Origin of the sequence: uncultured Sphingomonas sp. (assembly GCF_964237155.1) — a bacterium.
Lineage (GTDB): Bacteria > Pseudomonadota > Alphaproteobacteria > Sphingomonadales > Sphingomonadaceae > Sphingomonas.
Genome location: NZ_CAXSHH010000003.1, coordinates 1 through 23,379 on the forward strand (window position 1 = coordinate 1; position 23,379 = coordinate 23,379).

22 protein-coding genes are annotated in these 23,379 nt (G+C 68.8%); 6 read left to right on the plus strand and 16 right to left on the minus strand.

Annotated features, from left to right (window positions below; all coding sequences use genetic code 11):
* The coding region (locus tag ACFE71_RS01160; protein ID WP_375426986.1) for a hypothetical protein at positions 1 to 281 on the plus strand (281 nt) is incomplete at its 5' end.
* A gap of 192 nt (positions 282 to 473) precedes the next feature.
* Positions 474 to 1,190 (plus strand): hypothetical protein, encoded by a 717-nt coding sequence (locus ACFE71_RS01165; protein ID WP_375426987.1) that lies wholly within the window; start codon positions 474 to 476, stop codon positions 1,188 to 1,190.
* Between the two features lie 7 nt (positions 1,191 to 1,197).
* On the opposite strand, the gene queE is transcribed toward ACFE71_RS01165, so the two are convergent.
* The 6 genes from queE to ACFE71_RS01195 form a co-directional block, all read right to left on the minus strand.
* Entirely contained in the window at positions 1,198 to 1,830 is a 633-nt protein-coding gene (gene queE / locus ACFE71_RS01170; RefSeq protein ID WP_375426988.1) for a 7-carboxy-7-deazaguanine synthase, read from the minus strand.
* Between the two features lie 10 nt (positions 1,831 to 1,840).
* The gene (queC, locus tag ACFE71_RS01175; RefSeq protein WP_375426989.1) at positions 1,841 to 2,527 is read right to left on the minus strand and encodes a 7-cyano-7-deazaguanine synthase QueC; all 687 of its coding nucleotides are present in this window, start codon (positions 2,525 to 2,527) and stop codon (positions 1,841 to 1,843) included.
* Positions 2,528 to 2,694: 167 nt separating this feature from the next.
* On the minus strand, positions 2,695 to 3,606 hold the full coding sequence (locus ACFE71_RS01180) for an Hsp33 family molecular chaperone HslO (protein ID WP_375426990.1): 912 nt from the start codon (positions 3,604 to 3,606) through the stop codon (positions 2,695 to 2,697).
* 47 nt (positions 3,607 to 3,653) lie between these two features.
* Positions 3,654 to 4,580 (minus strand): ornithine carbamoyltransferase, encoded by a 927-nt coding sequence (gene argF / locus ACFE71_RS01185; protein WP_375426991.1) that lies wholly within the window; start codon positions 4,578 to 4,580, stop codon positions 3,654 to 3,656.
* Positions 4,573 to 5,763: an aspartate aminotransferase family protein gene (locus tag ACFE71_RS01190; protein WP_375426992.1), complete on the minus strand. Its 1,191-nt coding sequence runs from the start codon at positions 5,761 to 5,763 to the stop codon at positions 4,573 to 4,575. The genes argF and ACFE71_RS01190 overlap by 8 nt, the downstream gene beginning before the upstream one ends.
* 82 nt (positions 5,764 to 5,845) lie before the next feature.
* Positions 5,846 to 7,417 (minus strand): winged helix-turn-helix domain-containing protein, encoded by a 1,572-nt coding sequence (locus tag ACFE71_RS01195; protein ID WP_375426993.1) that lies wholly within the window; start codon positions 7,415 to 7,417, stop codon positions 5,846 to 5,848.
* Between the two features lie 135 nt (positions 7,418 to 7,552).
* Here ACFE71_RS01195 and ACFE71_RS01200 point away from each other — a divergent pair, with 135 nt between their 5' ends.
* Positions 7,553 to 7,876, plus strand: a complete 324-nt coding sequence (locus tag ACFE71_RS01200) for a UrcA family protein (RefSeq protein WP_375426994.1) — start codon at positions 7,553 to 7,555, stop codon at positions 7,874 to 7,876.
* 58 nt (positions 7,877 to 7,934) lie between these two features.
* Here the strand turns inward: ACFE71_RS01200 and parE are convergent, their stop codons facing one another.
* Positions 7,935 to 9,914 (minus strand): DNA topoisomerase IV subunit B, encoded by a 1,980-nt coding sequence (gene parE / locus ACFE71_RS01205; RefSeq protein ID WP_375426995.1) that lies wholly within the window; start codon positions 9,912 to 9,914, stop codon positions 7,935 to 7,937.
* A gap of 158 nt (positions 9,915 to 10,072) precedes the next feature.
* Here parE and ACFE71_RS01210 point away from each other — a divergent pair, with 158 nt between their 5' ends.
* Positions 10,073 to 11,020, plus strand: coding sequence for an outer membrane protein (locus tag ACFE71_RS01210; protein ID WP_375426996.1), 948 nt, complete (start codon positions 10,073 to 10,075; stop codon positions 11,018 to 11,020).
* Between the two features lie 254 nt (positions 11,021 to 11,274).
* Here the strand turns inward: ACFE71_RS01210 and ACFE71_RS01215 are convergent, their stop codons facing one another.
* Entirely contained in the window at positions 11,275 to 11,973 is a 699-nt protein-coding gene (locus tag ACFE71_RS01215) for a GcrA family cell cycle regulator (RefSeq protein WP_375426997.1), read from the minus strand.
* Between the two features lie 66 nt (positions 11,974 to 12,039).
* Here ACFE71_RS01215 and ACFE71_RS01220 point away from each other — a divergent pair, with 66 nt between their 5' ends.
* Positions 12,040 to 12,882, plus strand: a complete 843-nt coding sequence (locus ACFE71_RS01220) for an ABC transporter permease (protein ID WP_375426998.1) — start codon at positions 12,040 to 12,042, stop codon at positions 12,880 to 12,882.
* A 9-nt stretch (positions 12,883 to 12,891) separates the two neighbouring features.
* Here the strand turns inward: ACFE71_RS01220 and ACFE71_RS01225 are convergent, their stop codons facing one another.
* Genes ACFE71_RS01225 through ACFE71_RS01235 form a run of 3 tightly spaced genes read right to left on the minus strand, consistent with a single transcriptional unit; the run spans position 12,892 to position 15,306 of the window.
* Positions 12,892 to 13,695 (minus strand): LysR family transcriptional regulator, encoded by an 804-nt coding sequence (locus ACFE71_RS01225; RefSeq protein WP_375426999.1) that lies wholly within the window; start codon positions 13,693 to 13,695, stop codon positions 12,892 to 12,894.
* Positions 13,696 to 13,705: 10 nt separating this feature from the next.
* Entirely contained in the window at positions 13,706 to 14,104 is a 399-nt protein-coding gene (gene apaG / locus ACFE71_RS01230) for a Co2+/Mg2+ efflux protein ApaG (protein WP_375427000.1), read from the minus strand.
* Positions 14,101 to 15,306 (minus strand): trans-sulfuration enzyme family protein, encoded by a 1,206-nt coding sequence (locus tag ACFE71_RS01235; RefSeq protein ID WP_375427001.1) that lies wholly within the window; start codon positions 15,304 to 15,306, stop codon positions 14,101 to 14,103. Before ACFE71_RS01235 ends, apaG begins: the two co-directional genes overlap by 4 nt.
* A 78-nt stretch (positions 15,307 to 15,384) precedes the next feature.
* On the opposite strand from ACFE71_RS01235, the gene ACFE71_RS01240 reads away from it, so the two are divergent.
* Positions 15,385 to 16,617, plus strand: a complete 1,233-nt coding sequence (locus ACFE71_RS01240; RefSeq protein ID WP_375427002.1) for a glycosyltransferase family 39 protein — start codon at positions 15,385 to 15,387, stop codon at positions 16,615 to 16,617.
* Here ACFE71_RS01240 and ACFE71_RS01245 read toward each other — a convergent pair.
* Genes ACFE71_RS01245 through ACFE71_RS01265 form a run of 5 tightly spaced genes read right to left on the minus strand, consistent with a single transcriptional unit; the run spans position 16,614 to position 23,351 of the window.
* Positions 16,614 to 17,717, minus strand: coding sequence for a glycosyltransferase family 2 protein (locus ACFE71_RS01245; protein WP_375427003.1), 1,104 nt, complete (start codon positions 17,715 to 17,717; stop codon positions 16,614 to 16,616). The genes ACFE71_RS01240 and ACFE71_RS01245 overlap by 4 nt on opposite strands.
* A gap of 10 nt (positions 17,718 to 17,727) precedes the next feature.
* Entirely contained in the window at positions 17,728 to 18,777 is a 1,050-nt protein-coding gene (gene leuB, locus ACFE71_RS01250; RefSeq protein WP_375427004.1) for a 3-isopropylmalate dehydrogenase, read from the minus strand.
* Between the two features lie 41 nt (positions 18,778 to 18,818).
* A complete protein-coding gene (gene recO / locus ACFE71_RS01255) occupies positions 18,819 to 19,550 on the minus strand; it encodes a DNA repair protein RecO (protein ID WP_375427005.1) in 732 nt (243 codons plus the stop codon).
* A gap of 51 nt (positions 19,551 to 19,601) precedes the next feature.
* The gene (gene uvrC, locus ACFE71_RS01260) at positions 19,602 to 21,521 is read right to left on the minus strand and encodes an excinuclease ABC subunit UvrC (protein ID WP_375427006.1); all 1,920 of its coding nucleotides are present in this window, start codon (positions 21,519 to 21,521) and stop codon (positions 19,602 to 19,604) included.
* A gap of 30 nt (positions 21,522 to 21,551) precedes the next feature.
* Positions 21,552 to 23,351 (minus strand): DUF885 family protein, encoded by a 1,800-nt coding sequence (locus ACFE71_RS01265; protein ID WP_375427007.1) that lies wholly within the window; start codon positions 23,349 to 23,351, stop codon positions 21,552 to 21,554.
* Positions 23,352 to 23,379: the final 28 nt, after the last annotated feature.

Here is a 23,379-nt window from a genome sequence, read left to right on the forward strand (position 1 = left end):
CCAAGGTCCTGACGGGCTCGATGATCGCCGGTGCGGCGCTCATGGTCTCCGCGTGCGGCAGCAACAACGAAGCGGCGACCGAGAACACGATGGTCACCGACCTGAACGCGACCGAGGGCATGGACACCATGACCGACAACATGACCGCCGTCGACGGCGCCATGAACGGCGGCATGATGGCCAACGACTCCACGATGATGTCGAACGATTCGATGATGATGGGCAACGACACCATGATGTCGAACACCACCACCACGACGACGACCACCAACGCGATGTAATCGCTGGGTCGTCATCGACCCGATTTGGAAGGGGCCGTCCGGGATACCGGGCGGCCCCTTTCTCGTTCCTGTCCGATCGACCCGGCGCGCTTCACGCCCAACCGGACACGAACGCGGCGGAATGGTTAAAAAGCGTTAGGGCGCCGGCGCGTTATCCCGTAGAATCCGAATGTTACCGACCGGGAGGGTGTGATGAGGGTGTTGCGTGTGGCCGCGGGCGCGGTGTTGGCGATGTACGCGTCCGGTGCGGCCCCGCTCTCCGCCCAGTTCTATCTTCAGTCCAAGCCGTTGGCCGGGCAGCCGGTGAAGGGCGACGAACCGGGTATCATCGGCTCACCGCTGCCCGGGGCGACGCCGGACGAGTTGCGCGCCGGGCTGGTCTGGACGATGCGCGCCGCGCTCAACGTCGCGGCCCTGCAGTGCCAATTCGAGCCGACGCTGGGTACGGTGCGCAACTACAACGCGCTGCTGGTCGACCACCGCGACGAGTTGAAGAATTCGTTCGACGTCCTGACCAAGTACTTCGTCAGGACGGGCAAGACCAAGAAGGAGGGACAGACCGCGCTCGATCAGTTCGGAACCCGCATCTATTCGAGCTACGCGACGGTGGGTGCGCAGCGCGGCTTTTGTCAGACGGCGAACACGATCGGCACTGACGCGAACTTTACGCCGCGAGGGCATTTCTTCGAGCTGGCCGAAGCGCGGATGCAGGAAGTGCGCAACAGCCTGGTCCCGTTCGGCGAGCAGCGTTTCCCGCGCAACGATTGGCGCGAGATCGCGGTGGTTCGGCCGCGGCTGGATGCGATGTGCTGGAACAAGAAGGGCGAATGGCGGGCCAACAAATGCGGCGTGTCGAGCTGGCCCGCGACATCGCCTACAGGGCTCGCGGTGGACGTCGCGTCGCGTTGATCGCCGGTCAGCGCATGCCCAGCAGCTTGTGGGTCTGAAGGCTCAGCCGCCAGCGCGGGCGGTCCATGACGAGCGCGACCGCCGCCGTGCGATTCGCCGCGGCGTCCGCGTCGTCGAGCGGCTGGACCAGGCGGTGCGTGAAGTCCCAAGGCTCCAACGCGGCCGGATCGATACCGGCTTGCGGCCAGACGAGCTTCAACTCGTCGCCTCGACGTTGGACGACGTGACTTCCGGCTTTGGGACTGATGCACACCCAATCGATGCGCGGGTGCGTCGGCAGCGTGCCGTTGCTCTCGACCGCGATACGGAAATCAGCGGCGTGTAGGGCGTCCACGACCGCATCGTCGATCTGCAGCATCGGTTCGCCGCCGGTCAGGACGACGAAGCGGCCATCGCGGCCATCGCCCCAATACCCCTCCACCGCGGCGGCCAACATATCGGCACTCGCGAAGCGGCCGCCGCCAACCCCGTCAACGCCGACGAAGTCGGTATCGCAAAATCGGCATACGGCGGTCGCCCGGTCGCGTTCGCGGCCCGACCACAGATTACATCCGGAAAAACGCACGAACACGGCGCGCGAGCCCGCGTTTACCCCCTCACCCTGGAGCGTCAGGAACATCTCCTTGACGGCGTAGGTCATGACAAGAACCTCAAGGACGAGCGGCGTAGCGGGTCGGGTCGGGCACGCTCGCCTCGCCGAAACCCTTCGCGCGCAGGCGACACGAGTCGCACAGGCCGCAATGCAGCTCGTCCGCGGTCGGGTCGTAGCACGACCAGCTCAGCCCCATGTCGAGTCCGAGCCGTGCCCCCTCGCGCACAATGTCCGCCTTGGTCATATGCTGGAGCGGTGCGCGGACCTTGAAGGGCGCGCCTTCCACGCCTGCCTTGGTCGCGAGTTCGGCCAAGCTCTCGAAGGCCCGGACGAACTCGGGGCGGCAATCGGGGTAGCCCGAATAATCGAGCGCGTTGACGCCGATGAACAGATCACGCGCGCCCGCCGCCTCCGCCCAGCCGAGCGCGAGCGACAGGAAGATCGTATTGCGCGCGGGCACGTAAGTGACGGGAATACCTTCCCCCACCCCATCCTTGGGCACGGGCGTCGCATCGGTCAGCGCCGATCCGCCGAAGCGCGACAGGTCGAGGGATAGGACGACGTGCCGCTCGGCGCCCAGCGCGCCCGCGACGCGCGCGGCGGCGGCTAGTTCGATCCTGTGGCGCTGGTTGTAATCGATCGACAGCGCGAGCAGCCGGTAGCCGCCCTCGCGCGCGAGCGCGGCCGACACCATCGAGTCGAGGCCGCCCGAGACCAGGGCGACCGCCAGTTCCTGCGTATGCATTGTCCTTGCGCGCTAAGCCGGGCTGGGCGCGCGCGCAACCGGCCGACAAAACGGCCGTCCCGTGGGACGGCCGAGGACGACGATACCGCCGACAAGGGAGAAATGTACCGAGCGGGTACCGGATGCGTCTACATCCGCGTGCGTGAAGAGTCGGTAAACGTGCATCGTCAGACCAGCTCGGCCCCGACCGCGACCGGAAAGCTCCGCGCGCAGAATTTGCAATCGACGATGATCGCGCCGCTCTCGTCCGCCAACTCGCGCCGCTCCGCGACCGGGAACTTGGCGATCACGCTCTCGATATGCTCAGCCGTACAGCGACAGCCCTGAACGAGCGGGGTCGAGGCGAGCACGCGGACCTCGGTTTCCTCGTTGAACAATCGCCAGACGAGCGTCTCGAGCGGAAGCGCGGGTTCGGCGAGCTCGTCCGCGCCCATCGTGCCGCCCAGCGCCGCGACATGCTCCCATTCGGGATGGTCGAGCCGGGTGTGAAGCCGCTCGCGCCCATCCTCGCCTTCGGGCAGGTGCTGCAGGAACAGCCCACCCGCGACGGTCCGCTCCCGAGCGTCCTTGCGGACAGCGACGCGCACAAGGCTGGGTATCTGTTCGGACTGGACGAAGTAGCTCTCGGCGGCCTGCGACAGCGTCTCGCCGTCGAGCGGGACGATGCCCTGATACCGCTCCTTGGTCATGGCGAGGTCGAACGTGATGGCGAGATACCCCTGGCCGAACAGCTGGTCGAGCGTCGGGTCGGCGGGCAGCGTCGCCAGCCGTTCGGCATCATACTGGACGTAACCGCGAAGTTCGCCGCCCCGATAGTCGCACACCAGCAGGTCGACGACACCGCCCTTGTTCTGTGCCTGCATGGTGAGTTGGCCGTCCGCGTCCTTCAGCGTCGAGCCGATCAGGGCGGCCAGCGTCAGCGCCTCCGCGAGCAACGCCTTGATCGCGGGCGGATAGGCGTGCGCGGCGAGCACGATGTCGAGCACGGGGCCGAGCCGCACCATGCGACCGCGCGCGCTCCGCGAAGGGATCGCGAAGCCGAGCGCACGGTCCAGGTCATGGATCTTGAGGTCCTGCATCGGTGGAAGATAAGGCGCGGACCCGCCTGATCAACGCCGCGCCGGGTTCAGCCGATCTGCCCGAAGCACCAGCGCAATATCGACTTCTGCGCATGGAGGCGGTTCTCCGCCTCCGCCCAGACGAGCGACCGTGGGCCGTCGATGACATCGGCGGTCACCTCTTCGCCGCGGTGCGCGGGAAGGCAATGAAGGAAGGCGGCGTCGGGCTTGGCCCGCGCCATGAGGTCGGACGTGACCTGGTACGGCGTCAGCGCGGCGAGCTTGGTGTCGGCATGCGCCTGACCCATCGAGATCCAGCTGTCGGTCACGATGACGTCGGCACCCTCGACCGCCTCGTGCGGCGAGGCGACCACGCGCGCGCGGCCTCCTCCCGCCTCGACATCGGCGTCGTCGGGCTGGAACCCCTGCGGACAGGCGGCCATCACGTCGAAGCGCATCAGCCCCGCCGCCTCGATCAGCGAGGCGAGCACGTTGTTGCCGTCGCCGAGCCACGCGACCTTCAGCCCCGGCAAGGCGCGGCCCGTCTCCAGGATGGTGAGCAGGTCGGCCACGATCTGGCAGGGGTGCGAACGGTCGGTCAGCCCGTTGATCACGGGCACGGTCGCGTGCGCCGCCAATTCCTCGATCTTGGCATGGTCGTCGGTGCGCAGCATCACCGCATCGACATAGCCGGACAGGACGCGCGCGGTGTCGGACACCGGCTCGCCGCGGCCGAGCTGCATCTGCCCGGCCTCCAGCACGATCGACTGACCACCGAGCTGGCGCATGCCCACGTCGAACGACACGCGGGTACGGGTCGAGTTCTTTTCGAACACCATCGCCAGCACGCGGTCGCGAAGCGGGGCGTCGGCGTCGACGCGGCCCTTCGGCCAGCCGGCCCGCGCGGCCTTGCGGTCCAGCGCGTCGGCGAGGATCGCGGCGAGCCCGTCCCCGCCCGCGTCGGAGAGGGACAGGAAATGACGGATCTCAGTCATCCGCCGCCGGCACGTACACCCGCGCGGCCTCGCTCAGCTTCTCCACGCATTCGGCGATGTGAGTTTCATCGACGACGAGCGGCGGCAGCACGCGCACGACGTTCTCGCCCGCCGCGACGAGCAGCAGGTCGTGATGGTCGCGGACATGCGCCACGAAGGCGCGGCTGTCGCTCTTGAGCTTCAACCCGAGCATGAGGCCATGACCGCGCACGTGGTCGAAAAGACCGTCGTGATTGGGGATCATCTGCTCGAGCGAGGAGCGGAGCCGTCGGCCCATGTCGCCCACATGCTCCAGGAAGCCGGGTTCCAGGATCACGTCGAGCACCGCCCCCCCCGCCGCCATCGCCAGCGGGTTGCCGCCATAGGTCGAGCCGTGGGTGCCCGCGATCATGCCCTTGGCCGCCTCCTCGGTCGCGAGGCACGCGCCGAGCGGGAAGCCGCCGCCGATGCCCTTCGCCACCGCCATGATGTCGGGGGTGACCCCGTACAGCTCGTGCGCGAAGAACCGGCCGGTGCGCCCATAGCCGCACTGCACCTCGTCGAGCACGAGCAGCAGGCCGTGCTCGTCGCAGGCGGCGCGCAAGCCGCGCAGGAACGCCTCCGACGCGGGCCGCACCCCGCCCTCGCCCTGGATCGGCTCGACCAGGAACCCGGCGGTGTGCGGGCCGACCAGCGCCAGCGCCGCGTCCAGGTCGTCGAACGGCGCGTAGGCGAAACCGGGCAACAGCGGCTCGAACCCGTTCCTGAGCTTGTCCTGGTTGGTCGCGGAGATCGTGCCGATGGTGCGGCCGTGGAACGCCATGTCGAACGTGATGAGCTCATGCCGCTCGGGATGGCCGTTCGCGAAATGGTACCGCCGCGCCGTCTTGATCGCGCACTCGACCGCCTCCGCGCCCGAGTTGGTGAAGAACACCGTGTCGGCGAAGGTGTGGTCGACCAGCCGCTGCGCCAGGCGGTCGCCCTGCGGCGAGCCGTACAGGTTCGACACATGCATGAGCGTCGCCGCCTGCTCCGCGATCGCGCCGACCAGTTTGGGATGGCCGTGGCCGAGCGCGTTCACCGCGATGCCGCTGGCGAAATCGAGGAACTTGCGCCCGTCCTCCCCATAGAGATAACAGCCCTCGCCTCGCACCGGCCGCACCCCGCAACGCGGATAGACGGGCATGAGGGCGGTGATGGCCACGGGGCGTGCTCCTGAAATGCGAAGGGCGACCCGTCGAGCCGCCCGCCGCCCCTGATACCGGCCCGCGCCGGAACGCGTCAACCTAGGCGCGATAATCGGGCCGGATCCCGCTCTCCCGCCAATAGCGTTCCAGCCCAAGCTCATCCGTCAGCCGACGAAAGCGCGGATCGCGACGCATGGTGGCGGCGGGCGGCATGAACAGGATGTTGGTCCTGCGGTCCTCCACTCTGGTGTATGTGCCCTGACCTCCCACGAAACGGATATCGGGAACCACGAAGCCTCGGCCGAAAAAGAAAGCTTCGACGACGGCGAACGCCTCGTCGAGGCGGCCCAGCGCGGACGCGAACTGGATCACGTTCTCAGCGTAGCCCGCGCCTTTTCGCGCCCAGGGCAAGCTCCTCTCGATCACGCGTCCGACCGCCGCGGGCGCGCGGGTATCGATCGCGCGGGCGACTTCGACGATCCATTCGGTCTGGACCGGGTCCATGCCCGCTGGCCAGTTCTCGCGATCCGCGCCCATGGCGATCGCCTCGGTCGCCCGGCCCGTGTACATCAGGTAATAGAACCGCGAGTACCAGACGGCGAAGTGACGCGGGAATAGCTGAAAAGCCTCGGCGAACGCGCGGTCGGCCTCGACCATGCGGCCCGCCCCCCACAATGCCGACGCGTGCACGTAGCGTGGCCCGGGACCCGGCGGCGCGATGGCGATCACCTTGTCCAGCATCACGGCGGACTCGCGCATCCGCCCGACGGAGCCGAGCAGGAGCCCCAGCCCGACCATCAGAGAGTCGTTCGTCGGCCCGTCACGGAGCACCTCTCGCGCAAGCCGCTCCTTCTCGCGCCAATGGCCGATCAGCGGCGGCAGCGTCGTCCGGGACTGTCGCGCATAGACATTCGTCGGGTCGAGCGCGAGCGCGCGCGCGGCGGCGGACCGTGACCGGTCGCGCAGTCCCGCCGCCATGCTGCGGGTTCGGGCATGGGATTCAAGCCCATACAGCACCGCCAGAAGTCCCCAGGCATCCGCGTTGCCGGGTTCCAGCACCGTCGCGCGCTCGAACAGCGCCACGGCTTGGGTGGAGCCGTCGCTCGTTACCTGCCGAATCGCCATCATACCTTGCTGCATGAGCTGTTCGACCTCGGGCGAGCTCGCCGATCGATCCTCGCCGTCGCGGAGCAGCGCCCAGGCGCCCACGCCGGCGGCCGCCGCCAGGGCACCCATCCCGCCGATCAGCGACCTTCGCGTCGGGCGCGGGGCGACCGACGTCCGCTCGACGGATGGGTCGACGAGCGTCGCGGGTTCGGCCTGTCCGTTGGCGATCAGCCTATACCCGACCTTGGTCACCGTCTCGATCCGGAAGCTCGCCTCGCCCAGACCCTCGGCGAGCCGGCGCAGGCGCGAGATCACGCGGTTGATCGCGTCGTCGCCGACGACGCGCCCTTCCCAGCAGCATTGGCTCAGATCGTCGCGCGACACGATCGCGCCGTCGGCCTCGACCAATGCCACGAGCACCTGCATCACGCGCGGCTCGACGACTTCGCTCGCGCCGTCGTCGCGCACGACCTGCCGCAGGGCGGGCGTCACCGCCAGGCGGGCCAGCCGGAACCCGGGGGTGTGCGCTAGGTCGATGCGCGCGAGGCGGTCGGCGGTGATCACCGCGATCGGCCTGAAATCAGGCGATCATCGGCGAACCATCGGTTGCTCATCCTGCCCACCGGGCGGCGCGAGCGCGATACGGGAAGGCGTCGGAGCGAACCCGCCCCGACCGTGCACCCATCAAGGATCGCCGCCATGACCAAGCTCTTTGCCGCCCTGACCGTCAGTCTCTTGGCACTCGCCGCCGCGCCCGCTTCAGCCCGATCTGGGGCCTGGCCCATCGGTAACCACCAGATCCACTTGTACTACGCCGACCTCGACATGAACAGCGTCGGAGGCCGCGCCGCCTTTCTCGCCCGCGTGGAAAAAGCGGCGCGCAAGCTATGCCGCGACGTGCGGATGAACGATCGCCGGGAGTGCGAGGCCGACACCCTCCGGATCACGGCCGGCAGTTCGCGCAACCAGATGCTTGCAAGGGCGATGGGCGAGCGCGAAGGAGTTCGCCTGGCAGGCCGCTGAGCGTTCGGGCGCAGATAACCCGCACGTCGCGCCCGCCAAAGCGGGTGCGACGCGCCCGTCACGCGTCGAGCGCCTCGTCCTCCACCCGGGCCGCGTTCTCCTGGATGAAGGCGAAGCGGTGGGCGGGGTTGTTGCCCATCAGGCGGTCGACCAGGTCCTTGACCCCGACCCGCTCCTCGTACTCCTGCGGCAGGGTGATGCGGATCATGCCGCGCGTGGCCGGGTCCATCGTCGTCTCGCGGAGCTGGATCGGGTTCATCTCGCCCAGGCCCTTGAAGCGCGAAACCTCGATCTTCTTGCCCCGGAACGCCGTTCGCTCGATCTCGGCGCGGTGCGCGTCGTCGCGGGCGTAGAGCGACTTGGCCCCGACGGTCAGGCGATAGAGCGGCGGTTGAGCCAGGTGCAGGTGCCCGCGGCGGACGAGGTCGGGCATCTCCTGGAAGAAGAACGTCATCAGCAACGTCGCGATATGCGCGCCGTCGACGTCGGCGTCGGTCATGATGACGATCCGCTCGTACCGCAGCAGGCTGGCGTCGCAGTCCTTGCGCGTGCCGCAGCCCAGCGCCTGGATCAGGTCGGCGATCTCCTGGTTCGCCAGGATCTTGGCGCTGGTCGCCGACGCGACATTCAGGATCTTGCCCCGGATCGGCAGGATCGCCTGCGTCTTGCGGTCGCGCGCCTGCTTGGCCGATCCGCCCGCCGAGTCGCCCTCGACGATGAACAGCTCGGTGCCCGCCGGATTGTCGGCGGAGCAGTCGGTCAGCTTGCCGGGCAGGCGCAGCTTGCGCGCCGAGGTCGCGGTCTTGCGCTTGACCTCGCGCTCCTGCTTGCGGCGCAAGCGGTCGTCCATCCGCTCGAGCACGTAGCCGAGCAACGCGCGGCCGCGCTCCATATTGTGGCCGAGCCAATGGTCGAAATGGTCGCGCACAGCCTTTTCGACGAGCCCGGCGGCCTCGGGCGAGGTCAACCGGTCCTTGGTCTGCGACTGGAATTGCGGCTCGCGGATGAAGACGGAGAGCATCAGCTCGGATCCCGTCATGACGTCGTCGGCGGTCAGGTCCTTGACGCGCTTGTCCTTCACCAGCTCGCCGAACTGCCGAAGGCTGCGAACCAGCGCTTGGCGCAACCCCTGCTCGTGCGTGCCGCCATCGGGGGTCGGGATGGTGTTGCAGTACCAGCTATAGCTGCCGTCGCTCCAGAGCGGCCATGCGACGGCCCATTCGACACGGCCCTGATCGCCGGGGAAATCCTGACTCCCCGCGAAGAACTCCGCCGTGGCGCAATCCCGCTCACCGACCTGTTCGCGCAGGTGATCGGCGAGCCCGCCCGGAAACTGGAACACCGCCTCCGCTGGCGTTTCGTCCCCGATAAGCTCGGGCGCGCACCGCCACCTGATCTCGACGCCCGCGAACAGATAGGCCTTGGAACGCGCCAATTTGTGCAGCCGCCCGGGCTTGAAATGCAGCTCCGGCCCGAAGATTTCGGCGTCGGGAGTGAAGGCGACCGACGTACCGCGCCGGTTGGGCGCGGCGCCCAACTGTTCGAGGGGCCCGAGCGTCTGCCCGCGCGCGAAGCGCTGGCGATAAAGCTTCCGCTCGCGCGCGACCTCCACCACCGTATCGGACGACAGCGCGTTGACGACGCTGACGCCGACCCCGTGCAGCCCGCCGCTGGTGGCATACGCCTTTCCAGCAAACTTGCCGCCGGAATGGAGCGTCGACAGGATCACCTCGAGCGCGGACTTGTCCGGGAATTTGGGATGGGGGTCGACCGGGATGCCGCGGCCGTTATCAACGATCGTCAAACGGTCACCCGGCTCGAGCACGACCTCGATGCGGGTCGCGTAGCCCGCGACGGCCTCGTCCATTGCGTTGTCGAGCACCTCGGCGGCGAGGTGGTGGAGCGCTCGCTCGTCGGTGCCGCCCACATACATCCCCGGGCGGCGACGCACCGGCTCCAGACCTTCCAGCACTTCGATCGACGACGCGTCATATCCGTCGGCGGAGCGGGAAGCGGTCGAGAACAGGTCGGCGGACATATCGGGAACTTAGTAGGCGAGACTCGCTGCCGTGCCAAGCGATGGGCGGAACCGAGCTTGTTGCCCCCGGGACACAGTCGCATTGAATCAGTTCGCAGACGCACCCAAAACCGTATTTTGCCGTTACTGCTCCCGAAACAACCCCAGGAGACTCGCTCATGCGCCATACCTTGCTGACCGGCTTGGCCGGTCTATCATTCGCGCTCGGCGCACCCGCCGCGGCTCAGGACACGGGGACCGCCGTCGCCGATCCCGCGGCGCAGACCACGCCCGCGCCCGCCCCCGACGAGCCCGCGCCGATGATGGACGACCAGGCACCCGCGACGACGACCGTTCAGGATCCGGCCACCGATGAGTTCCCGTTCAGCGGTGTGTATGTCGGCGGCTCGTTCGGCTATGACGTCCAGCAGAATGACGTCGGCTCGCGTATCCTGTTCGACGCCGGGTTGAATGGCGGCTTCGGCGATTTCGTTCGCACGGGCGCTGGCGCGGACGCTTTCTCGACCGGTTTCTGCAACGGCGCGGCGCGCGGCGCGACGTCAGCACCGGGTTGCGCCAACGATCGGGACGGGATTGGTTATTACGGCCGCGTCGGCGCGGACTATCAGGTGAGCAAGATCGTCGTCGGCGTGATGGGCGAATTCGGCAAGTCCAAGATCAGCGACAGCATCAGCGCGTTCTCGACCACCCCCGCCAATTACGTCATGACGCGCGAGGTCGAGTGGGAGGCTTCGATCCGCGGCCGCGCCGGTTTCGTCGCCGGCCGCTCCACGCTGTTCTACGGCGCGTTCGGCCCGGGCTACATCAACCTGGATCGTAGCTTCCGGTCGACCAACACCGCCAACTCGTTCGAGCAGCGCGGCAAGCGCCGCCAGTTCGGCATCACCGGCGGCGGCGGTGTCGAGCAGATGATCGGGAACAACTTCTCGATCGGCATGGAATACATGTTCCACCAGTATGACGACGACCGCGCGCGCGTCCGCGTCGGCACGGGCACCGCGCCCGCGACCAATCCGTTCGTCCTGGCGCGCGGCGTCGACTTCCGTCGTTCGGACGAGAAGTTCCGTTGGCACAGCATCCGCGGCACGGCGGCGTTTAGGTTCTAGCGCCGAGCGGCTTGCGGCACTTTGTGCCGCAAGACCCGCACCAGCTCGGCCGGCGTAGCGAAGCTTACGACCGACGACGCGGCTTTGCCGCGGCGCAGACAAGGAAAGGCCCGCCGGTCACGAGACAGGCGGGCCTTTTCTCTACCAAGCCGGAAAGTACCCGGCCCCGGTCACGGGCGAAACCCGCGACGTCGAACGCGGCTATAGCCGCGCCGGCCGGGCGGGCTACAGGCCGCGCGCGTCGACTTCCCCGACTACCGCGCGCGCGGTCCGCCGAACGGCATCGGCGGCCCTGCCCGCCGGTCGCGCCTGGGCAGCTGCGCCTGATACGCATGCCCGCAATGCGCGACACAATACGGAAACCCCGGATTCACCTTGTCCCCGCAAAAGTGAAAATCCGCCTCGCCTGGATGCCCGAGCGGCCATTTGCACACGCGATCACTGAGATCGAGCAAGCCCGTCTTGCCTGCGATCTCCGGCGCCGGCTTGGCCGGAACCAATCGGCGCGGCGGGGCGGGCGTCAGCGGCGCCTGCTGCTCGCCCGGCGTCTGGCGCAGGAAGCCGCCCGGCCCGACCGAACGCAAGATCGGTTGCGGGGCGGCAGGAGCGGCCGATGCCATCTCGGGCTCGTCTTCATCCTCGTCCAGCACCGCCGGTTCGGGTTCGGGTTCCGGTTCGGGCTCGATCGCCGCGACCGGCTCGTCGACGGACTCAGGCTTGACGGTCGTCGTGACCGCCGCCTCGACCGCGGTTTCGGGCTCCGGCTCGACGGCCGCCGCCATCGGTTCGTTCGACCGGACCGGCGACGGTCGCGCCTGCAGCTCCAGCCGGTGCGCCTTGCCGATCACCGCGTTGCGGCTGACCCCGCCCAGCGCCTCGGCGATCTGGCTCGCGGTCTGCCCCGCCTCCCACATCGCCTTCAGCGTCTCGATACGCTCGTCGGTCCAGCTCATCTCACGGTCTTTCGGTTCTGGCGTCGGCGGTTGCGGCCCGGGGTGGCAGCGGTTACGCCGATGCCGATGAGCAGCCAACCCCCGACGGAGTCCATGGTGCGGAGCGCCCCGGGCGTGCCCGTCATCCGGAACATCAATTGGGGCGGTCTGAAGACGCTCTATGTGAAGGAAGTGCGCCGTTTCTTCAAGGTGCAGCTCCAGACGGTCTGGGCACCGGCGATCACCACGCTGTTGTACCTCGTCATCTTCACCGTCGCGCTCGGCGCGCGGCATGCGGTGACGCTCGACGGTCGCGCGGTGCCGTTCGCCGATTTCATCGCGCCCGGGCTGATCATCATGGGCATGATCACCAACGCCTTCGCCAATGCCAGCTTCTCGCTCCTCGTCGGCAAGATCCAGGGTACGATCGTCGACTATCTGATGCCGCCGCTTTCCACCGCCGAGTTGCTCGCGGCGATGGTCGGCGGAGCGGTCACGCGCGCGTTCTGCGTGGGCGGCGCGGTGTGGCTGGCGATGGCGCTATGGCCCGGCGTGAACGTGACCCCCGCCCATCCGCTCGTGGCGCTGTGGTTCGGGTTGCTCGGATCGACGTTCCTGGCGCTCGTCGGCGTACTTACATCGATCTGGGCGAAGAAGTTCGACCACGCCGCCGCCGTCCAGAATTTCGTGGTGGCGCCGCTCGCGCTGCTGTCGGGCACCTTCTACTCGGTCGACCTGCTCGCCCCGACCTTTCGCGCGATCAGCCACGCCAACCCGTTCTTCTACGTGATCTCCGGCTTCCGCTACGGCTTCCTCGGCATCGCCGACTCGCCCGTCCTGCTCGGCAGCTCGGTCATCCTGGCGCTCGACGCGGCGCTCGGCCTGCTCTGCTACACGCTGCTCAAGCGCGGGTGGAAGCTCAAGAACTAGGGCCCCGCTTCAGGCGGTCAGCGCGTCCACCAGCGCCCGCACCTTCTTCTGCCGCCATTGCGGAAGCGGGGCGACGATCCAGTAACCGACGCGCGACGCGCCCGCCTCGCCGATCACCTCGATGCGTCCGGCCGCTATGTCGCCGCTCGCGAGCAGTTCCGGCACCGTCGCGCGGCCGAGCCCGGCCGCGGCCGCGTCGATCGCGAGTCCGGCGTCCGCCACCCGGATCGGCATGGTGGCGTCATCGCCCGGACAACCCGGCCAACCGATCTCCAGCGCCGCTTCGCTGCCCGGCCGCGCGACGCGCACGAAGCCGTCCGACTCGAGCGCCTCGCCCTCCAGGTTACCCGGACCCTCTCCCCAGCGGATCGCGAGATCGAGATTGGCCTCGGTGAAGTCGACCGGCCCGCCCGATCCCTCGTCCGACGTCATCACCGCGAACCGCATCTCGCCGTCCGCCGCCGCGATGGCCGCCAGACGGGGCAGCAGCCATTTGGCCGTGAGGTCGCGCGGCGCGGCGATCGTCAGCGCCTTGGACGATTGTCCCGCCTGCATCGCGAGCACGGCGTCCTCGAACTGGAGGAACCCGCCGCGCAGCGCCGCCAGCCCCGCCCCGCCCTCCGCGGTCAGCTCCAGCCCGCGCGCGGTGCGGCGGAACAGGACCACGCCCAATGTATCCTCCAGCGCGCGTATCTGCTGGCCGACTGCGGCCGGCGTCACCGCCAGCTCGTCGGCGGCGCGCGTGAAGGACAGGTGGCGCGCGGCCGCGTCGAGCACGCGCAGCCCGTTGAGCGGCAGGTGGGTCCGCTTCAAAGATCCACGCCTATCGGGCCACCGCCGGGGCGGTCAGGGGGAAGCGGGGGATCGCCACGTCGAACGTCTCCCCGTCGCCCGCGATCACGTGATAGCTGCCCTGCATCGTCCCGGTCGGCGTCGCGAGCGGGCAGCCCGAGACATAGTCGTAGCTGGAACCAGGCTCGATCTGGGGCTGTTCGCCGACGACGCCCTCGCCCTCCACCGTGTGCCGGGCGCCGCGCCCGTCCGTGATGATCCAGTGCCGGGTGAGGAGTTGGACGACGTCGTCGCCCTCGTTCTCGATGCGGATATGGTACGCCCAGAACCACCGGCCCCGGTCGGGCTCGGACTGTTCGGGCAGGTAGTTGACCGACACGCGCACCGTCACGCCGCGCGTCGTGGCCGAATGCGGGAAGAACGCCTTCACAGCCCCGCCCCGGCGAGTGCCCGGTCGAGGTCCTCGATCAGGTCGGCGGGATCCTCGAGACCGACATTGAGGCGCAGCAGGCCCTCGGTGACGCCCATCTCCGCGCGCTTGTCGGCGGAAACGCTCGCATGCGTCGTCGAGGCGGGATGCGTCATGAGCGAGCGCGAGTCGCCGATATTGTTCGAGATGTCGATCAGCGTCATCCCGTCGAGCAACGCGTGCGCCTGCCCGCGCCCCTCGACCTCGAAGGCGAAGATGGGTCCGCACGCATCCATCTGGGACATCGCCAGATTATGCTGCGGATGGCTCGGCAATCCGGGATGGAGCATGCGCGGCACCCGGCCCTCCAGGAAGCGCCCGACCGCCAGCGCGTTCTCCGACTGGCGGCGGATGCGCAGGTCGAGCGTCTCGAGGCCTTTCAGCACCACCCACGCGTTGAACGGCGACAGGGTCGGCCCGGTGTTCCGCGTGAAGGGCAGCAGCGTGTTCGTGATGAAATCGTCCGTCCCGCACACCGCGCCCGCGAGCACGCGGCCCTGCCCGTCCATCATCTTGGTCGCGGAATAGGCGGTCACGTCCGCGCCCCACTCCATCGGCCGCTGGAGCGCGGGCGTGGCGAACGCGTTGTCGACCACCGAGGTGATCCCGTGCGAGCGCGCCAGGTCGCAAACCGCGCGGAGATCAACGACATCCATCGTCGGGTTCGCGGGCGTTTCGAAGAAGAACACCTTGGTGTTCGGCCGGATCGCGTCGGCGAATTGTTGCGGCTCGCGCGCATCGACGATCGTGGTCTCGATCCCGAATTTCGGGAGCAGCGTGTCGGTCAGCCACCGGCATGACCCGAACGCCGCGCGTCCGCCGACCAGGTGATCGCCCGCGCCCAGCTGGCAGAGCAGCGCGGCCGTCATCGCCGCCATGCCCGTCGCCATCGTCCGGCACGCCTCCGCGCCCTCCATCAGCGCGATCCGCTGTTCCAGCATCTCGACCGTCGGGTTCTGCAGCCGGGAATAGGTCATCCCCGCCTGCTCGCCCGCGAAGCGCGCGGCGGCGTCGGCGGCGCGATCGTAGCTATAGCCGGACGTCAGGAACAACGCCTCGGACGTCTCGCCATATTCGGTGCGCGCGGTACCGCCGCGTATCGCGCGCGTCGCGGGACGCCACCCGGCGGTGGTCGCGCGGTCCTGTCCGGTCGTACGCTTCATCGATATCGCCTTATGCCGGGGCGGGACGCCAGGGGCAAGCCCATAGCCTTGCGGGTTACGCCCCCATCGGGAAAGGAGATGACCGTGCGCGCGCTCATCCGTCCCCTGCCCATGGCCCTGCTCGTCGGCCTCGTCGCACAGGCGCTGTTCGCGTTCCGGCTGGGAACACCCTCCAAGCTGATGTTCGACGAGGTGCATTACGTCCCCGCCGCCCGCGCGATCCTGGCGTTGTCGCACCCTATCAACGCCGAGCACCCGCTGCTCGGCAAGACGCTGATCGCGCTCGGCATCGCGCTGTTCGGCGATAACGCGATCGGGTGGCGGGCGTTGTCGACGCTGGCGGGCACCGCGACGGTGCTGGGGGTGTACGCCATAGTATGGCGGCTGTTCGGCGGCGTCCGCACCGCCGCGATCGGGGCCGCGCTGACGATCGTGAACGGCACGGTGTTCGTGCAGGCGCGGATCGGGATGCTCGACGGCTTCATGGCGGCGTTCGTCGTCGGCGCGGTCGCGGCGATGGTGTGGGGGATGCGGGGGCGCGCGGTCGCCTGGTGGGCGCTCGGCTGCGTGCTGCTGGGCCTGGCGGTCGGCGTGAAATGGGCGGCCGCGCCGTACGTCGCCTATGCCGGGGCGGCGTTCCTCCTGCTCAAGCGGCGACGGCCGGATCGCTGGCCGGGGCTCGGCCGGGTGGCGGCGCTTGTCATCCTGGGTCTGGCGAGCGCGACGGCGTACCTGCTCACCTTCGCTCCCGCCTTCTTCTACGCCGACCGTCCATTGACGCTCCCGGCGCTATTCCCGCTCCAGCTCGAGATGTACCGCCTGCAGACACAGGTGCTCCCCGCGCACACCTACCAGTCGGAATGGTGGAGCTGGCCGCTACTGCTCCGCCCGATCTGGTACCTGTACGAGCCTGTCGACGGCGCGCGGCGCGGCGTGCTGCTGGTCGGCAACCCGGCGGTGATGTGGGGCGGGCTGGTCGCGGTGGCGGCGTGCCTGTGGGCCTTCGTCCGCTGCGGCGACCAGCGGCTCGGCGGCGTGGCGATGTTGTGGATCGGTTCATACGCGGTGTGGGCGATCATCCCCAAGTCGCTGGGGTTCTTCTATTATTATTATGTTCCAAGCATTTGGCTTTCGGTCGCGATCGCCGCCGCGTTCCAACGATACGCGCGCGACCGCCTCGACGGGATCGACGAGACCCTGCTAATCGTGGCGGTCGCCACGTTCCTGTATTTCTATCCGATCCTGGCCGCCACGCCGCTCGCGAACGCGAACTCGTTCCGCCGCTGGACCTGGTTCGATGGCTGGGTCTAATATCGCCCCCACACGAAGCGCGACGAGAGCGCGTAGTTCCACACCGCGCTGACCGCGATCCCGACCAGCGCGGGAACCACCCACACGCCCTCTCGCGCATCATACAGGAATTCGGAGACGCCGACATTCGCTACCGCGCCGACCGAGCAGGCGGCGCAGAACGACACCCAACCGTCTAGGAGTTGGCGCCCGCCCTTCAGCCGTCGATCGCGATAGGTCAGCGCGTTGTTCAGGAAGAAATTGAACGTCATCGCCACGCCGGTCGCGGCGATTTGCGCCGCCCGAAACTCGGCATCCAGGATAAGGAAGAGCAGGCTGAGCACCGCCATGTGCGGCAGCACGCCGATCAGCCCGATGACGCAGAACAGCGCGAAGCGCGCCGGCACCACGCGTCCGACCATGCGATCATACAGCGCGATCAGATATTCCATCGCGACCACGTGATCGAGCTTGCTCTCGCCCGCCGTGCGGACGCGAAAGGTGTAGGGCAGCTCGATGAAGCGCAACGGCCGCGTCGCGGTGGTCATCAGGTCGAGCAGGATCTTGAAGCCGATCGCCGACAGGTCGGGGGCCAGCCGCCGGACGATGTCGGTGCGGATCGCGAAGTAGCCGCTCATCGGATCGCTGAGATCGGCTTTGAGCACCCGCCTCGAAAGCCTTGTCGCGAGGGCGGACTTCGCGACGCGATCGCGGTCCCACGCGCCGGTCCCGCCGCCCGCGACGAAGCGCGATCCGACCACCAGCTCGAGCGTCGCGTCGGCCCTGAACGCCGCGAGCATACGTGGCAGCAGCGCCTCGTCATGCTGCAGGTCACCGTCGATCACGGCGACCACGGGAGCGGCGGTCGCGCACATGCCCTCGACGCAGGCGGACGACAGCCCCCGCCGGCCGATCCGCTGGATCACGCGCACCCGCGCGTCGGTGCGCGCCAGCTCGCGCGCGGCGTCCGCGGTGCCGTCGGGGCTGTCGTCGTCGACGAAGATCGCCTCCCAGGAAACGCCGGCAAGTGCTTGCGCGAGCTTGTCGACCAGCAGCGGCACGTTGGCCCGCTCGTTGAAGACGGGCACCACCACCGCCAGCTCGAGCGACGCCGTCGTCACGGTCCGGTCGTCACAGGGCGGCGAGCACCGCGTCGCCCATGCCCCGCGTCGAGCAATCGCCCCCCAGGTCGGGCGTCCGCGCGCCGGCCGCGATCGCCGCGCCGACCGCGCGCTCGATCCGCTCGGCGGGTTCGGGCAGGCGCAGCGAATGGCGCAGCATCATCGCCGCCGACAGGATCGCCGCGCATGGATTGGCGCGGCCCTGTCCGGCGATGTCGGGGGCGGAGCCGTGGACGGGTTCGTACAGCCCCACCCCCGTCTCGCCGAGCGCGGCGGAAGGCAGCATCCCGATCGATCCCACGCACATCGCCGCCTGATCGGAAAGGATGTCCCCGAACAGATTGCCCGTCACGATCACGTCGAACTGACCCGGCGCGCGCACCAGCTGCATCGCGCAGTTATCGACATACATGTGCTGTAGCCTGACCGCCGGATAGTCGCGCGCGACTTCGTTGACGACGTCGCGCCATAATTGCGACGTGTCGAGCACGTTGGCCTTGTCGACCGACAACAGCCGCCCCGACCGCCTGGCCGCCGTCTCGAAGCCAACCCGCGCGATCCGCGCGACCTCCGCCTCGTCATAGCGCATCAGGTCGTATCCCTCGCGCAGACCCTTCTTGGTCCGTCGCCGGCCCTTGTCGCCGAAATACACGTCGCCAGTCAGTTCGCGGACGATCACCAGGTCGATGTCGCGCGACACCTCTGGCTTGAGCGCGGAAGCGTCCTCCAACCCGGCGAACAGCCGTGCCGGACGGATGTTGGCGAACAGCCCCAATTCCTTGCGCAATCCCAGGATCGCCTGTTCCGGACGGAGCGCGCGTTCCAGCGCGTCATATTCGGGAGCGCCGACCGCGCCGAACAGCACCGCGTCCGAACGCTTGGCGAGCGCGAGCGTCTCGGGCGGCAGGGGATGGCCCGCCCTGCTATAGGCGACGCCGCCGACCAGTCCCTCCTCGAACGTCAGTCCAAGATCCAGCGCCTCGAGCACGCGCCGCGCTTCGGCGATGACCTCGGGCCCGATACCGTCGCCGGCGCACAACGCGATCAACCTGGTCGTCATCATCCCCACCTTCGCGGGCCGCCTTGCCGCTCGTCGTTCGGTCATGCAACCGCCCTTCGCAGCCGGTCCACCAGCCGCGTCCGGGCCGCGAGCGTGTCGGCGGCGCGGTCGACGAGCACGGTGCGCGACAGGAAATGCTCGGTCAGCCGCAAGGCGGCGAAGATGTCGTCCCACTCCGCCTCTCCGCCTTCGATCAGGAAGCGTGGGAGCGGCAGGAGCTTCGCCTCGTAACCCGTTGCGCCCGCTCGCGAGACGCCGGCACCGCTTCGTGGGCTTACATAGGCGAGCGGTTCCTCCACGCCCGTCACCGCGCATCGGTCGAGGTCCAGGCCGAAACCCAGTTCGGCCAGCACGACCAGCTCGTACCGGGCCAGCGCCGCCGCCCAGCCGCGCGCCGACGGCGCCGCCTCGATCGCATCGAGCACGCCGCCGAGCGCGTCGTGGATGTGCGGATAAGGCTGCGCCTCGGGCAGGGCGACGGCGGCGAGCGTCGTGGCCCATTGCAGCGCGGCGGCGGCGAGCGGCTGGTCATGGAGCGCGGCCCGGCTGGCGACGAGCTCGACCGTCAGTCCCGCCAGCTGCTCGCCCGTCCGCGCGCGCCATTCGCCGAGCACGAGGTTGGCGGGCTGGAGCACCGGGCGCAAGCGCCTGGAACGCCCGCCCCGGACATAGCCGGGCTGGACGCCGTGGTCCCGCGTGAGCGCGCGCGCTACCACGCCATGCTCGCCGTGATTGCGGGTGGACAGGATGATCGCGTCGGCACGGATGTGCATTGGGGCAAGGTGGCGTATCCCACCCGGGACCGCAACGCCGTCGCGCCTGCCTTAGCGCGCATGGTAGAAGTCGTATACTTGCTGCGCGACGGCCGCCGATACGCCCGGCGCACGCTGCAGATCTTCCAGGCTGGCGTTTCGGACGGCGCGGCCCGTGCCGAAATGCATGAGCAGCGCCTTCTTGCGCGCGGGACCGATGCCCGGCACCTCGTCGAGCGGGCTCGCGCCGATCGCCTTGGCGCGCTTCTCGCGATGCGCGCCGATCGCGAACCGGTGGACCTCGTCGCGCAGGCGCTGGAGGTAGAACAGCACGGGGGCGCCGACGGGCAGCTGGAACTCGCGGCCGTCCAGCATGTGGAACACCTCGCGCCCGTCGCGGCCGTGATGCGGACCCTTGGCGATGCCGACGAGGCAGACGTCCTCGATGCCCATCCGCTCCAGCGTCGCCTTGGCGGCGTTCAGGTGCCCTCGCCCGCCGTCGATCAGCACCAGGTCGGGCCAGGACTCGCCGTCGCGGTCGGGGTCCTCCGCTTGCGCGCGCGCGAACCGCCGCTCGAACACCTCGCGCAACATGGCGAAATCGTCGCCGGGCGCGATCTTGTCATTCTTGATATTGAACTTGCGATACTGCCCCTTCCGAAACCCCTCCGCCCCCGCGACGACCATCGCGCCGAGCGCGTTCGTCCCTTGGATGTGGCTATTATCGTATACCTCGATGCGGTTCGGCGGCTCGGGTAGGTCGAACAGGTCGGCGACCTCGCGCAGCAGCTTGGCCTGCGTGGTCGACTCGGCCGCGCGACGCTCCAGCGCCTCGGTCGCGTTGCGTCGCGCCTGCTCCATCAGCCGCCGCCGGTCGCCGCGCTGGGGCATGCACAGCGTCACCTTGTGCCCCGCCCGCTCGCCGAGCGCCTGGCCGAGCAGCTCGCCCTCGGACAGGTCGCGGTCGAGCAGGATGGTCTTGGGCGGCGGCACCTCCTCATAGAATTGCATCAGGAAGCTCGCCAGCACCTCGTCTTCCGGCACGTCGACGGCGTGCTGCGGGAAAAAGCTGCGATGCCCCCAATTCTGGCCGCCGCGGATGAAGAAGGCTTGGATGCCCGTGACGCCCTCGCGCGCGGCCAGCGCGAAGATGTCGGCGTCGCCCATGCCCTCCGCGTTGATCGCCTGCGTCCCTTGCACGAAGGTCAGCGCCTTCAACCGGTCGCGGAGCAGCGCCGCGAGCTCGAAATCCATGTTCTCGGCCGCGGCCTGCATCTGCGCGCCGAGCTTTGCCTGCACCTGCGTCGACTTGCCCGCGAGAAAGCTGCGCGCGTCCTCGACGAGCTCGGCATAACCCTCCTTGTCGATCCGGCCGGTGCAGGGGGCCGAGCAACGCTTGATCTGGTGGAGTAGGCACGGCCGGTCGCGCGTCTTGAAGAACGGGTCGGTGCAGGAGCGGAGAAGGAACAGCTTCTGCAGCGCGTTCAACGTGCTGGTGACGGACCCGGCACTCGCGAACGGGCCGTAATAGTCGCCGACCGCGCGCCGCGCTCCCCGATGCTTCTGGACGCGCGGGAAGTCGTGGTCGGAGCGCAGCAGGATGAACGGGAACGACTTATCGTCACGGAGCAGCACGTTGTAGGGCGGGCGGTACCGCTTGACCAGCTGCGCCTCGAGCAGCAGCGCCTCCGCCTCGTTATTGGTCGTGACGATCGTCATCGACCGCGTCTGCGACACCATCCGCTGCAGCCGGCGCGGAAGCGCGGTCACCTGGCAATAATTCGCCACGCGCTGCTTCAACTGGCGCGCCTTGCCGACATACAGCACCTCGCCGCGCGCGTCCTGCATACGATAGACGCCGGGATGCAAGGGCAGCGTTTTGAGCACGTTGCGGATCGCGGCTACGCCCGCATCGAGGTCGGGCGTGTCGGTACCACGTACGGTGAAGCTGGATTTCTCTTCGTTGAAGCGGTCGGTGGTGGAGGTCGCCATGGTCAGTCGAATCTAGGTGTTCATGAGACGCTATGCCATCCGTTCGCGCACGACCTGCTCCAGCACCGTCAACGGCATGGCGCCGAGCGATAGCACGTCATGGAAACGCTTCAGGTCGAACCCCGGCCGCCTCCTCGCCTCGTCGCGCAGCCGCACCCAGACCGAATGGCCGATCTTGTAGCTCGTCGCCTGCCCCGGCCATGCGCAATAGCGATCGATCTCGCCCTGGCTGCGCCCGCGCGCGATGCCGGTCGTGGCGATCAGATAGTCGGTCGCCCTCTCCCTGCTCCATCGCTTGGCATGCAGGCCGCTATCGACCACCAACCGCGTCGCACGGAACAGCAGCGACTGGAGGTAGCCGATCCGTCCGAGCGGGTTCCGGTCATACACGCCCATCTCATCGACCAACTGCTCGGAATAAAGCGCCCATCCCTCCGAATAGCCGCTGAACCCGCCGCGCCGCCGAATGAGCGGAATGGCGTCCGATTCGAGCGCGGTCATGACCTGGTGGTGGTGCCCCGGCACGGCCTCGTGGTAGGAGAGCGTCGCCAGCCCGAACTTCGGCCGGTCGAACGTATCGCGTAGATTGATGAAGTAGATGCCCGGCCGCGACCCGTCGAGGGTCGCGTTCTGGTAGTAGCCGCCGGGCGCCCCTGCCTGGATCGAGGGCGGGACGCGGCGGACCTCGACCGGGGCCTTCGGCACGACCGAAAACGCCTCCGGCAGGCGCGCCTGCATCGCGCGCACCTGACGGTTGAGTTCGGCGAGCAACGCCTCGCGCCCCGGATCGGTGTTGGGGAACAGCTGATCCGGACGCTTGTTGAGCGCGACCAGGCGGTCACCGACGGTCCCCTGCGTCATCCCTTGCGTCCTCAGGATGGCATCGATCCGGCCGGTGATCTCGGCGACCTGGTCCAGCCCCATACGGTGGATCGCGTCGCCGCTCATCGCCACCGTGCTCGCCGCCTCAGCCGCCGCCGCGTAATAGGCGTCGCCGTCGGGCAGACGCCACGCGCCCGCATCGTGCGTGGCCTTGGCGCGCAGCGCGGTCACCAGCGCACGCTGACGGTCGAGCGCGGGATACACTTCGCGCTCGACGATCGCCGCCGCGCGTGCGGCGCGGTCGCCCGGCAAGCCCGCCGCCGCGAGCTTGGCGGCGAACGACGTGACCAGGGTCGTGCTCGCGGCGGGTTGGTCACGGAGCGCCGCCATCTGCTTGAGCGTGGTGTCGAGCAGGAAGTCGGGCGCGAACACGCCGCGCGAAGCGTCCGCCCGCTGGCTCGCGCTGTTGTCGTCGATCGCCTTGGGAAAGGCGGACAGCCGTGCCAGATACGCATCGGCATCGGTCGTGGTCTTCACGGGATGCTGCCCGTCCAGGAAGTCGGGCACGTCGCGATATGCGCCGGTCAACTGGCTGAGCACATACGGCGCGTACCGACCCGAGCCGGAGCCGTAGGCGAAACGTTCGCCGCCGGTGACGGCGCGGTCGAGCTGATACGCGACGACGTCGTGATCGACCCTGGCGGCGGCCGACAGGCGCGCCCGGTTGATCCGGCGCAGTTCGGCACGCTCCGCCTTGGCCCTGCTCAGTTCGCGCCCGCGCCCGGCGGCCGAGCGGTCGGACAGCTGCGAGCGGAGCCCCGCCCGCTCGCCCGTATCGAGCCCAAGGCTGGTCGCGCCTTCCGGGTTGTCGGCCAATCGATCATAGAAGAAGCGGTCGAGCAGCGCGCGCAGCGGCACGTCCGCCGCCGTGCCCGGGGCGACCTGCGCGACGTTCGTGGACGCCAGCGCCGTCGCGCCCGCGCCCGCCATGAATTGACGACGATCCATACCGCCCCGCTCCCTCGAAACCGTTGTG